The sequence below is a fragment of the Geomonas sp. Red32 genome, assembly GCF_023652955.1.
Taxonomy (GTDB): Bacteria; Desulfobacterota; Desulfuromonadia; order Geobacterales; family Geobacteraceae; genus Geomonas.
Genome location: NZ_JAKLOY010000013.1, coordinates 14,996 through 27,384 on the forward strand (window position 1 = coordinate 14,996; position 12,389 = coordinate 27,384).

At 67.1% G+C, this 12,389-nt stretch carries 6 protein-coding genes; all 6 read left to right on the plus strand.

The genetic code is table 11. The features are described from left to right. The first annotated feature begins 81 nt into the window (after positions 1-81). The 6 genes from L4X63_RS22775 (at position 82) to cybH (ending at position 12,143) form a co-directional block, all read left to right on the plus strand. On the plus strand, positions 82-6,018 hold the full coding sequence (locus tag L4X63_RS22775) for a cadherin-like beta sandwich domain-containing protein (protein WP_250680967.1): 5,937 nt from the start codon (positions 82-84) through the stop codon (positions 6,016-6,018). Positions 6,019-6,030: 12 nt separating this feature from the next. Then, positions 6,031-7,515 (plus strand): hypothetical protein, encoded by a 1,485-nt coding sequence (locus L4X63_RS23805; protein ID WP_284694793.1) that lies wholly within the window; start codon positions 6,031-6,033, stop codon positions 7,513-7,515. A gap of 15 nt (positions 7,516-7,530) precedes the next feature. Then, complete coding sequence (locus L4X63_RS22785) at positions 7,531-8,334, plus strand: hypothetical protein (RefSeq protein ID WP_250680968.1); 804 nt, start codon at positions 7,531-7,533, stop codon at positions 8,332-8,334. Positions 8,335-8,675: 341 nt separating this feature from the next. Next, the gene (locus tag L4X63_RS22790) at positions 8,676-9,773 is read left to right on the plus strand and encodes a hydrogenase small subunit (protein WP_250680969.1); all 1,098 of its coding nucleotides are present in this window, start codon (positions 8,676-8,678) and stop codon (positions 9,771-9,773) included. After that, on the plus strand, positions 9,770-11,470 hold the full coding sequence (locus L4X63_RS22795; protein ID WP_250680970.1) for a nickel-dependent hydrogenase large subunit: 1,701 nt from the start codon (positions 9,770-9,772) through the stop codon (positions 11,468-11,470). Before L4X63_RS22790 ends, L4X63_RS22795 begins: the two co-directional genes overlap by 4 nt. 10 nt (positions 11,471-11,480) lie before the next feature. Then, positions 11,481-12,143 (plus strand): Ni/Fe-hydrogenase, b-type cytochrome subunit, encoded by a 663-nt coding sequence (gene cybH / locus L4X63_RS22800; RefSeq protein ID WP_250680971.1) that lies wholly within the window; start codon positions 11,481-11,483, stop codon positions 12,141-12,143. The last annotated feature ends 246 nt before the right edge of the window (positions 12,144-12,389 follow it).

A 12,389-nucleotide genomic window follows, 5' to 3' on the forward strand; every position in this document is an offset into this window, starting at 1 on the left:
CGCTCTTTCATACACTCCCTCGCGGGGATGGACGCCCGGCGGAACCGTTTTTTGCAGTTTAGACAGATGGAGGATTCCACCATGAAAACGTTTACCCGCCTCGGTTCCATCTTAATCGCCTTGACGATGCTGCTGGCGATCTGGTCACCCTGCTACGGAGACGAACCACCCATCGCCGACATCTACGACGGCATCACCACCGGCGGCGTGTTCATTCCCGGCGGAGGTTCCAACACCGGCCCCGACACCTTTACCTACACCTTCACGGCCACCCACTCCAACACTGCGCTCACCTTCCTCTTTAGAAACGACCCCAACTTCTTCACGCTCGACAACGTGAGCCTGAAGCCCGCGGGAGGGGGGAGCGAGATGCTCATCAACGGCAACTTCGAGGGAGGCTCGGCCGTGGGGAACCCGGACCAGCCGGCCTCTTGGGCGCTGGTGGGAACCCAGGGGCTGGATGCCGCCGGGGTGCTTTCCTCCGGGACCTGGTACGACGGTGCAGTGGGGGGATTCGACGGCATCATGCAGGTAATGCCGACCACCGTCGGGCAGAACTATACGCTTACCTTCGACCTCTCCAACGGCCAGTGGAGCGGGCAGGGGATCACCGAGATCCTCGTCTACGCCGGCGCGGTACCAGCGGGGTACACGGTGACCCCGACCACCAACGCCGCTTCCGGCATCTCCGCCACCGGCGCCGCCCTGAACGGCACGGTGAGCGACAACGGGGCCAACACATCGGTGAGCTTCAACTACGGCACCACCACCGGCTACGGGACCAACGTGGCGGCCACCACCGGCGGCACCATCCTCTCCGGGGCCGGGAGCACCGACGTGGCGGTCACCCTCAATTCCCTTACCTGCAACACCACCTACCACTACCAGGTCCAGGCGGCGAACGCCAACGGGACCACCTTCGGCGGCGACCAGAACTTCACCACCTCGGCCTGCGCGACCAACTACACGGTCACCTACAACGGAAACGGCAACAGCGGGGGAAGCGCCCCGGCCGACGGGAGCAGCCCGTACCTGAACGGCGCCACGGTGACCGTGCTGGGGGCGGGGAGCCTCACCAGGAGCGGCTACCAGTTCGCCGGGTGGAATACGGCGGCTAACGGGAGCGGCACCTCGCGGGCGGCCGGTGCCACCTTCACCATGGGCTCCTCGAACGTCACCCTCTATGCCCAGTGGAGCGCCCTTTCCTCCAACGCCAACCTGGGCGCCCTCGCCGTCTCGAGCGGCACCCTCACCCCAACCTTCGCCGCGGGAACCACTTCCTACACCGATGCGGTGGCCAACGGGGTCTCCTCGCTCACCGTGACCCCCTCGGTCGCCGATTCCACCGCCACGGTGACCGTCAACGGGACCTCGGTGACCAGCGGCAACGCCTCGCAGCCGATCCCGCTCTCCATCGGGAACAACACCGTCACCATCCAGGTCACCGCCCAGGACGGCAGCACCAAGAGCTACACCATCACGGTGAACCGGGACGGCATCGCCCAGAACATCAGCTTCGGCACCGCCCCAGCGCTGGTGGTGGGGGGAACCGGCCAGGTGAGCGCCACCGGGGGCGGATCGGGGAATCCGGTTACCTTCAGCTCCACCACCCCCGCGGTCTGCACGGTGAGCGGCACCACCGTCACCGGGGTAACCGCCGGGAGCTGTACGGTGGCCGCCAACCAGGCCGGAGGGGGGAACTACGACGCGGCAAACCAGGTGACCCAGAGCATCACGGTCGGCAAGGGAAGCCAGACCCTCACCTTCAGCCAGCCGGGCGCCGCCACCTACGGGGGGGGCACGGTGGATCTTTCGAGCTACGCGGCCGCCGGGGCCTCCACGAGCCCGGTCACCTTCAGCATCGTCGCCGGGGGGACCGGGAGCGGGACCCTGTCGGGGGCCAACAACAAGACCCTCACCATCACCGGGGCGGGGACCATCGTGATCCAGGCGGACCAGGCGGCCGACGCCAACTACAACGCGGCCACCCCGGTGCAGCGGACCGTGACCGCCGACAAGGCGGCCCAGACCCTCACCTTCAGCCAGCCGGGCGCGGCCACCTACGGGGCCGGAACGGTAGACCTCTCGTCCTACGCGACTCCCGGGGCCTCCACGAGCCCGGTCACCTTCAGCATCGTCTCCGGGGGGACCGGGAGCGGGACCCTGTCGGGGGCCAATAACAAGACCCTCACCATCGCCGGGGCGGGGACCATCGTGATCCAGGCCGACCAGGCGGCTGACGCCAACTATACGGCGGCTGCGCCGGTGCAGAAGACGCTCACCGTCAACAAGGCCAACCAGCCTCTCGCCTTCTCCCAGCCGGCCGCGGTCACCTACGGGGGGAGCGCGGACCTTTCGGCCTACGCCACCTCCGGCGGCTCCAGCAGCCCGGTCACCTTCAGCATCGTGACCGGGGGGGCCGGGAGCGGATCCCTCTCCGGTACCAGCAACAAGACGCTGGCCGCCACCGGCGCCGGGACGGTGACGATCCAGGCCGACCAGGCCGGGGATGCCAACTACAACGCCGCCACCCCGGTGCAAAGGACGGTGACGGTGAACAAGGCGACCCTCACGGTCACCGCCGATGCGGTGGGCAAGAGCTACCAGGGCACCGATCCCGCGCTCACCTACTCGTACGCCGGCCTCACCAACGGCGACACCGCGGCGGTCATCACCGGGGCGCTTACCCGCGCCGCGGGGGAGACGGTGGCGGGAAGCCCCTACGCTATCGGGCAGGGGAGCCTCTCCGCAGGGGGGAACTACACCATCTCCTATACCGGGGCTAACTTCACCATCACCAAGGCCACCCCGACCATCACCTGGCTCACCCCGTACCCGGTCCCGTCCGGGACCACGCTGGACATCCGCCAGCTGAATGCAACCGCATCGGTCGCCGGTACCCTGGTCTACGCGCCAGCCGCGGGTGCCACGGTCTCCGCCACCCAGACCCTGAACGTGACCTTTACCCCGGCCGACTCCTCCAACTACAACGGCGCGAGCGCCAGCGTCTCCCTGGCGGTCAACAAGCAGACCCAGGCCATCACCTTCCCGGCGCCTCCCGCCAAGGTACTGACCGATCCCTCCTTCTCGCTTTCGGCCAGCGCGACGAGCGGTCTCACGGTGAGCTACACGAGCTCCAACCCTGCGGTCGCCACCGTTTCCGGCTCCACGGTGACCATCGCCGGCGCCGGTACCACCACCATCACCGCCTCGCAGGCGGGTAACGCCACCTACGCGGCCGCGGCCGACGTGAACCAGCCGCTCACGGTAGGCTACGCGGCCACCGCTCCCGTCCTCACCCTCTCGACACTCAGCGACGGCTCCCGCACCAGGAACCAGACCCTCAACGTGACCGGGAGCGCCACCGCGGTCAACGGGGTCCGCTCGGTGACCGTGAACGGTACCCAGGTCACCCTCGGCGCGGGGAATTCCTTCTCGGCGGCCCTCGGCTTGAGCGAGGGGAGCAACGTCATTACCACCACCGCCGTGGACGCCGGCGGGCTCGAGACCAGCGACAGCCGCACCATCATCCTCGACAGCACCGCCCCGGTGATCGCCGTGGCCTCGCCCGCCGACAACAGTGCGCTGTCGGCCACCTCGGCGACGGTCACCGGCTCCCTCGACAACCCCGGCACCGTCCAGCTGACCGTGAACGGCGGGACCCCGGCCGCCGCCACCATGACCGGCAACTCCTTCAGTGCCGCCGTCAGCCTGGCCGCCGGACTCAACGACATCCAGATCACCGCCACCGACCTGGCCGGCAACAGCTCGAGCGTCCACCGCGCGGTAGTTTCTGACACCGTCAACCCGTCCCTCTCGGTGGTCTCCCCCTCCCAGGACGTGAGCGTGGATGCTTCCACCGTGGAGCTGCAGGGGAGCGTATCCGACAGCGGCACCCCGGCGACCGTCTCGATCACCATGGACGGGGAGACCTACTGGCCGGCGGTGACCTCCGGCTCCTTCCAGCAGGCGCTGAGCCTCCCGACCGCCAAGAGCTACGCCATCACGGTGACCGCCACCGATCAGGCGGGGAACCAGGTCTCGGTGGTGCGTAACGTGATCAGAAGGGGGACCCCGGCCGTCACCTGGTCCTCCCCCTCCACCATCGTCTACGGGACACCCCTCTCGGGAAGCAAGCTCAACGCCAGTGCCGATGTCGCCGGGGGCTTCAGTTACACCCCCGCGGCCGGGACCGTGCTGTCGGCGGGGAGCGGCCAGAGCCTGAGCGTCACCTTCACCCCGGCCGACACGGTGAATTACGCACCGGTGACCAGGACGGTGACCATCGACGTGAGCCAGGCGCTGCCGAGCGTCTCCTGGCCGGCCCCGGCGCCCATCGTTTATGGCACCGCGCTCTCCCCGGCCCAGCTCAACGCCACCTCCGGCGTCGCCGGCAGCTTCCACTACACCCCCTCGGCGGGCACCGTGCCGGCCGGTGGCACCCAGACCCTGACCACGGTGTTCGTCCCCACCGACACGGTCAACTACGCCACCGTCACCCTCGAAGTCTCCCTCACCGTGCAGAGGGGGACCCCGGTGGTAACCTGGGTTGCCCCGGCTCCCATCGTCTACGGCACCTCCCTTTCGTCGGCCCAGTTGAACGCCAGCGCCAACGTGGCGGGAACCTTCAGCTATTCCCCGGCGGCCGGGACCATGCCGGCTGCCGGCAACGCCCAGACGCTCACCGCTACCTTCACCCCGGCCGACGGCGCGAGCTTCAGCCCGGTCACCGCCACGGTAGCGATCGACGTCCAGAAGGCCCCGCAGGCCATCGCGTTCCAGGCGCCAGCCGGCAAGACGCTGGGCGGTGCCGATTTCCAGCTGAGCGCGGCGAGCAGCAGCGGCCTGCCGGTCTCCTTCGCCAGCTCCGACAGCTCGGTGGCCACCGTCACCGGATCGACGGTCACCATCACCGGGGCCGGCAGCTGCACCATCACCGCGAGCCAGGCAGGCAACGGCAACTGGGCCCCCGCTCAGCCGGTTAACCAGACGCTGGTAGTCCGCTACGGCTCCCAGCCCCCCCAGTTGACCGTCTCCGCTCTTCCCGACGGTACCATCACCCACGTCGCCACCCTCAACCTGACCGGGCACGTCTCCAGCTCCAACGGCATCAAGGCGGTGCTCGTTAACGGCGCCGCGGTGACGGTGGCATCGGACGGAACCTTCTCCTTCGCCGGCGTGATGAGCGAGGGGAGAAACCTCTTCCTCACCGAGGCGATCGATCAGGGTGGGCTGGAGAGCACCGACACCCGCACTGTCACCCTGAAGAGCACCGCCCCCGGGGTCACCGTCGCCTCGCCGGCCGACAACAGCTCGCTGCCGGCCACCTCGGTGACCCTGACCGGACAGCTCGACTGCGACGGGACCGTGAGCGTCACCGTCAACGGCGGGACTCCCCAGCTGGCCGCCATGGACGGCACCTCCTTCAGCGCCACCCTCAACCTGGCCGACGGGGTCAACACCCTGCTGGTTACCGGGACCGACTTGGCCGGCAACGTCTCGACCGTGAAGCGGACGGTGATCTCCGACACCAGCCGGCCGGCCCTGGCCATCACCTCGCCCGCGGCCGACGGCACCGTCAACGCCGCCAGTCTGCTCCTCGCCGGCACCGTCTCCGACAACCTCGGCGCGGTAACGGTGACCGTCTCGGTGGACGATCAGCTCTTCACCCCGCCGGTCGTCAACGGGGGCTTCCAGCAGGCGATCCCGCTTCCGATCGCCAAGAGCTACGCCATCACGGTGACCGCCGCCGACCAGGCGGGCAACAGCGTCACCACGGTTAGGAACGTCATCCGTCCCAAGATTCTCGGAGACCTGAATTTCGACGGCAAGGTCGATATCGCCGACGCCCTGATCGCGCTCCAAATGTCGGTGGGAATGCGCACGCCAACCACGGCCGAGCTCCAGGCGGGCGATGTGGCCCCCCTGGTGGACGGGGCTTCCCAGCCCGACGGGGTGGTCGACGTCGAGGACGCCTACGCGATTCTGAAAAAGGCCGTAGGGCTGATCAACTTCTAAGAGAGGTACGTCATGATACAGCTTAGACACATGCTGCTCGCCCTGTTGTTCCCGCTGCTGTTCAGCGGCTGCGGCGACTACCATCCATCCTCCACCGCCGCACAACCGACCAGGGTCAACGGGGTGGCCTCCAAAGGGATCTTCACCAGCGGCATGGTGAGCATCTATTCCCTGGTGGACGGCAAACGGGGATCCCTCCTCAAGCAGGTCCCCATCAGCACCTTCGGGACCTACTCGGCCAATCTCGGGAGCTACGTGGGGCCGGTGGTGGCCGAGGCGAGCGGGAGCTACCTGGACGAGGCGACGGGGAGCACCCTGCAGGTGCCGGCCGCGGCGCCGATCCGGGCGGCGCTTCCGCTGGCCCAGGGGACGGTGGACCTCCCGGTCACCGCGCTGACCGAGATAGCCGTCCAGAAGACCGGGGGCTCCTACACGCCGGAGGCGATCCAGACCGCCAACTCGGTGGTTTCCGATCTCTTCAAGGTGGACATCATCAAAACCGAGCCGGTGGCCGCCACCGCCGAGGCCCTGAACGGCGCCTCGGCCGACCAGGCCACCTACACCCTGGCCCTGGCCACCATCTCCCAGCTCTCCCAGGACAACGGGAGCTCGCTCGCCACCACCCTCTCCGACGTGGCCGAGCATATCGACGTGGCGACCAGCTCCATGAGCAGCTCCACCGCGGCGGCGCTGCAGGGGGCGCTCACCAGCTTCACCGGCAACAGCCAGAACCAGACCGGCATCACCGACCCCTCGCAGTCACCCCTGGCCCAGGTGGGGACCCGCACGATCCAGGTGACCATGGCGCTCCCCGCGGGGCTCACCATCGGCGGGATGCAGGCCACCATCGCGCTGCCGTCGGGAGTGACCCTCAACCCGGGGAGCCCGGCCTTGACCGGCGCCGCCGTGGGATCCATCCTGCAGACCAACCCCGGCGCCGCCTCGCTCAGGGTGGGGATCCTCTCCACTACCGGCTTCGCCTCGGGGAACGTCCTGACCTTCACCTGTTCGGTTCCTTCCCAGCAGGCCGTCCCGCTCCCCGCCGACTTCACCCTCTCCTCGGTGAAGGTGCTGGATTCCTCGGCGTCGGTGCTGGCGGTCACTCCGGCCCTGACGGTCACCTCGCTCAGCTCCTCGTCGGCCAGCGCCGGTACCAGTTACAGCGTGACGTTGAGCCTGCCGGCCGGTGTTTCGCTGGTGGGAGGGGTGCAGGGGACCGTGACCCTGCCGGCCGGTTTCACCCTGAACCCTGGCTCCGCTACGCTGACCGGTTCGGCGGTGGGGGCACTGCTGGAGACCAATCCTTCCACCGGCTCCTTCGTGTTCGGGATCGCGGCGAGCCACGGCTTCGCCTCCGGGCCCTTCCTGACCTTCGCCTGCACGCGGAGCTCGGCGGGAAGCGCCCCCGAGGCCGCCTCGTTCATCCTCTCCGGGGTGCGGATAGTCGACGCCGGGGGCGCCACCCTTCCGGCCCAGATCACCGTGACGGTCAACTAGCGAAAGGGGGACGCGATGAGAAAAAGGATCTTGCTGATGGGGCTTTGCCTCGGCGCCATGCTGACAGGCAACGCCTGGGGGGATCAGAAACTGCTGGTGACCGACATCCTCAACGGCGGTGAGGCGGAGCTGCAGGTGGGATACGACTACCGGTATGCGAACCCGACCCTGGTGGGAGGCGGAAAGATCACCGAGAGCCGTTACCAGTCCACCGTCTCGGGGGGAATCGGGGTGGCGAAGGGGGTGGAGCTCACTCTCTCGGTTCCGTCGGTGTTCCGGGCCCGCGAGCTCGGGGCGGACGGGGTGGAGAGCCACGACGGACTGGGGGACCTGACCGCCGGAGCCTCCTTTTCCCTCCCCTCCTCGGGGGCGCTTGCGCTAGCCGCCGGTCTGGGGGTGAAGTTCGACACCGCGGGGACCCGTAACGCGGGAACCGGCGGCACCGACTTCATTCCGCTGCTGGCCGCCAGTTACCGGCTGGAGCAGCAGGTCACGCCGTACCTTTACTACCGGCCGGTCCTGCGCGGCCAGGGACATCCCGACACCCACAGTCTTGCGCTGGGGGCGGAGAAGGCGTTCGGCAGGCGATTCACCCTGGACGGTAAGCTCGCTGCCGATTTCGAGACGGCGGCGGGGGACCGCACCTCCTGGCAGGAGTACGCCGTCGACCTCACGGGATATCTGCAGATGTTCCCCAACGTCTACCTGCTCCCGAACCTCGGCGCTTTCCAGCATTCCCGCCGCACGGTCGGGAACGAGAAGGAGCAGTCAGTGGCGGGATTCACGGGCGGGATGGCCCTTTACTGCTACTTTCCGTAACTCAGGAGCCACAGGTTCCTGCCGATTAAAACGGCCCTCGTCGGAAATCTTCCCCGGCGAGGGCCGTTTTTCGTTCCCGGCTCCCCGTCGCCTTTACCCGGCCGGCCGGGGGCTTTTGTGGCGAGTGGCGGTAATGCCGTTTTGGCCCGGCGGTAATGCTGACGTCATTAAAACAGCAGGAGTAGCCCCTTAAATCGTTTAAACCCTCTGTTTCCGTACCGATCCCGCTTGACAAAGTGTTTATGGTCATATAGAACATCGTTATTTTAAAGGATGCGGCGATTGGCTTTTTACGGCCCGCGGCTCGATGCGGAGGCGAAAGGTAGCGAAAGGAGGGCGTGATGGCGAAGGACCAGAGAGAGGAGTTCGATTTTTCCCGGCTCCTGAAGCAAAAGGGGGTCTCCCGCAGGGACTTCCTCAAGTTCTGCACCGGCGTGACGGCCGCCTTGGCGCTGCCCGCCAGTTTCGTTCCCAAGGTCGCCGAGGCGCTGGAGGGGGCCAAGCGGCCGACCCTGGTCTGGATGGAGTTCCAGGACTGCGCGGGCGATACCGAGGCGCTCCTCAGGGCGGCCAACCCGACGGTGGCCGAGCTGATCCTCGACATCCTCTCGGTCGACTACCACGAGACGGTGATGGCCGCGGCCGGATTCCAGGCCGAGGAGGCGCTCGCCAAGGTGGTCAAGGAGGAGAAGGGGAAGTACATCGCCATCGTGGAGGGATCGATCCCCCTGAAGGACAACGGGGTCTACTGCTGCGTGGCCGGTAAGAGCGCCCTCCAGAGCGCCCGCGAGGTCTGCGGCAACGCGCTTGCCACCATCGCGGTCGGCACCTGCGCAAGCTACGGCGGGCTTCCCGCGGCCAAGCCCAACCCGACCGGCGCGGTGGGGGTGAAAGAAGCGGTCCCCAGCGCCACCGTCATCAACCTCCCCGGCTGCCCGGTCAACGCCGACAACCTCACCGCCATCGTCGTCCATTACCTGGTCTTCAACAAGCTCCCCGCCACCGACAACTACGGCCGCCCGATGTTCGCCTACGGCAAAAGGATCCACGACAACTGCGAAAGGCGTCCGCACTTCGACGCCGGCCAGTACGTGGAGCGGTGGGGGGACGAGGCCCACGTGCAGGGGCACTGCCTCTACAAGATGGGGTGCAAGGGGCCGGAGAGCTACCACAACTGCCCGACCCAGCGCTTCAACGAGAAGACCTCCTGGCCGGTCGGCTCCGGCCACGGCTGCGCCGGCTGCTCCCAGCCCCAGTTCTGGGACACCATGATGCCGATGTACAACCGGCTCCCGAAGGTCCCGGGTTTCGACATCGAGCATACCGCCAACACCATCGGCATTGGGGTGGCGGTGGGTACCGCGGCAGCCTTCGCCGGACACGCGGTGATTTCCTCGTTCCGCGGCAAAGACAAGGACAAGAAGGAGGATAGTCAATGACGAAGATCGTGGTCGACCCCATCACCAGGATCGAGGGGCACTTGAGGATCGAGGCCGAAGTCTCCGGCGGGAAGGTGACCGACGCCTGGTCGAGCTCCACCATGTTCCGCGGCATCGAGACCATCCTCAAGGGGCGCGACCCGCGCGAGGCGTGGTACTACACCCAGCGCTTCTGCGGCGTCTGCACCACGGTCCACTCGATCGCCTCCATCCGCGCCGTCGAGAACGCCCTGAAGCTCAAGGTGCCGCCGAACGCAGAGCTGATCCGCAACATCATCATCGGCATCCAGAACGTGCAGGACCACGTGATCCACTTCTATCACCTGCACGCCCTCGACTGGGTGGACATCACCTCCGGGTTAAAGGCCGATCCCGGCAAGACCGCCGCGCTGGCCGCCTCGCTCTCCGACTGGCCCTTGAACTCCGCCACCTATTTCAAAGGGGTCCAGGACAAGGTCAAGGCTTTCGTCGCCAAGGGGAGGCTCGGTCCCTTCGCCAACGCCTACTGGGGGCACCCCGCCTACCGGCTCCCGCCCGAGGCGAACCTGATGGCGACCGCCCACTACCTGGAGGCCCTGGAGTGGCAAAAGGACGTCATCAAGATCCACGCCATCCTGGGCTCCAAGAACCCGCACCCCCAGACCTTCCTGGTGGGAGGGATGTCGATCCCCATCGGCCCCGACTCCCAGAACGCGCTGAACGCCGACAAGCTGGAGACCATCAAGAGGCTTCTGGCCAAGGCGCAGGATTTCGTCGAGAAGGTCTACATCCCGGACCTTTTGGCGGTGGCCTCCTTCTACAAGGACTGGGCGGCCATCGGCGGCGGGGTGGGGAACTTCCTCTCCTACGGCGAATTCCCGGATCCCTTGAGCGGCAAGCAGTGGATCCCCCCCGGGGTCATCCTCGGCAAGGACATCTCCAAGGTGCTCCCGGTCAGCCAGGAGAAGGTCACCGAGTACGTCGACCACTCCTGGTACGAGTATCCCGGCAAGCAGGGGAAGGGGCTCCACCCCTACGACGGGGAGACCGAACACCGCTACAGCGGACCGGAACCCCCCTACAAGAACCTGGATGTGAACGGAAAGTACTCCTGGGTGAAGGCGCCCCGCTACGAGGACCAGCCGATGGAGGTGGGTCCCTTGGCCCGGGTGCTGATCGCCTACGCTTCCGGCGACAAGGCGACCCAGGAGACGGTCAACGCCGTCTTGAAGAAGCTCGGCGTGGGGCCGGAGGCGCTCTTCTCGACCCTGGGCCGCACCGCCGCCCGCGGCATCGACTGCCTCCTCATCGCCCGCCAGACCCCGAAGTGGCTCGACCAGCTGATCGACAACATCGGCAAGGGGGATCTCAGGATCCACAACGGGGAGCGGTGGGATCCCTCCTCCTGGCCCACCGAAGCCGCCGGTTACGGCTGGCACGAGGCCCCGCGCGGCTCGCTGGGGCACTGGGTGAAGATCAAGAACGGCGCCATCGAGAATTACCAGGCGGTGGTTCCCTCCACCTGGAACGCCTCCCCCCGCGACGCCAAGGGGCTCCGCGGACCCTACGAGGCGGCCTTGGTCGGGACCCCGCTGGCCGATCCGAGCAAGCCCCTGGAGATCTTGAGGACCATCCATTCCTTCGATCCCTGCCTGGCCTGCGCGGTCCACGTGCTCGACCCCGGCGGCAACGAAATGGTGCGGGTAAAGGTGCTCTAGGAGGCGAGCCATGGTAGACAGGATTGCAAGGTACGTCTGGGAAGTGCCGGTCCGGGCGAGCCACTGGGTGAACGCGGTGGCCATCGTGCTCCTCTCGGTGACCGGCATCTACATCGGAAGCCCCAGGACGCTCGGCCTGACCACCAGCGACTACGTGATGGGATGGGTCCGCTTCGTCCACTTCGTAGCCGCCTTCTGCTTCACGGTCAGCGTGGCCGCCCGCTTCTACTGGGCCTTCGCCGGCAACAAGTACGCCTCCTGGAGGGTCTTCTTCCCCCTCTACACCAAGGAGGGGCGCAAGGGGGTGCTCGAGACCTTCCGCTACTACACTTTCACCAAGCACAGCCTCCCCCCTCTTGTCGGGCACAACCCGCTGGCCGGGAGCATGTACGGGCTGATCTTCCTCCTGTACGTGGTCATGATCTTCACCGGCTTTGCCCTCTACAGCGAGCACGCTCCCGGGGGGCTTTTGTACAAGCTCTTCGGGTGGGAATTCTCCATCTTCCGCAACCAGCAGCTGCGGCTTGCCCATCATCTTATCATGTGGTTCTTCTGCGCTTTCTCGATCAACCACATCTACAGCGCGTGGCTGATGGACGCCAAGGAGCGGGGCGGGGTGATCTCCTCCATCTTCAGCGGCTACCAGATCGGCCACAAGGAAGGGGAGAGCTGACCACCGGGAACTGCCGGACCTTGGTTCTCCCCTTTGCGAAGGGGGGACAGGGGGGATTTCAGCCATGTCCGGCAGCTTGAAGTGTTTCACTCGCCGGCTTCCCCCACCCCCTCGCCCCCTCCCTCCAGGGGAGGGGGGACCGGTAGCGGTCATAACGTTTAGGCCGGGTCCGGAGCCCGGCCGGCCGGCGAAGCGCCGGCAACCATACTCAGGATTGTGCTGGATAGGAGGGAAGGGGAGGGTGTC

Excerpts from the sequence above, each read along its gene's own strand:
- L4X63_RS22775 (WP_250680967.1), top strand. The coding sequence starts at position 82 with ATGAAAACGTTTACCCGCCTCGGTTCCATCTTAATCGCCTTGACGATG.
- L4X63_RS23805 (WP_284694793.1), top strand. The coding sequence starts at position 6,031 with ATGATACAGCTTAGACACATGCTGCTCGCCCTGTTGTTCCCGCTGCTG.
- L4X63_RS22785 (WP_250680968.1), top strand. The coding sequence starts at position 7,531 with ATGAGAAAAAGGATCTTGCTGATGGGGCTTTGCCTCGGCGCCATGCTG.
- L4X63_RS22790 (WP_250680969.1), top strand. The coding sequence starts at position 8,676 with ATGGCGAAGGACCAGAGAGAGGAGTTCGATTTTTCCCGGCTCCTGAAG.
- L4X63_RS22795 (WP_250680970.1), top strand. The coding sequence starts at position 9,770 with ATGACGAAGATCGTGGTCGACCCCATCACCAGGATCGAGGGGCACTTG.
- cybH (WP_250680971.1), top strand. The coding sequence starts at position 11,481 with ATGGTAGACAGGATTGCAAGGTACGTCTGGGAAGTGCCGGTCCGGGCG.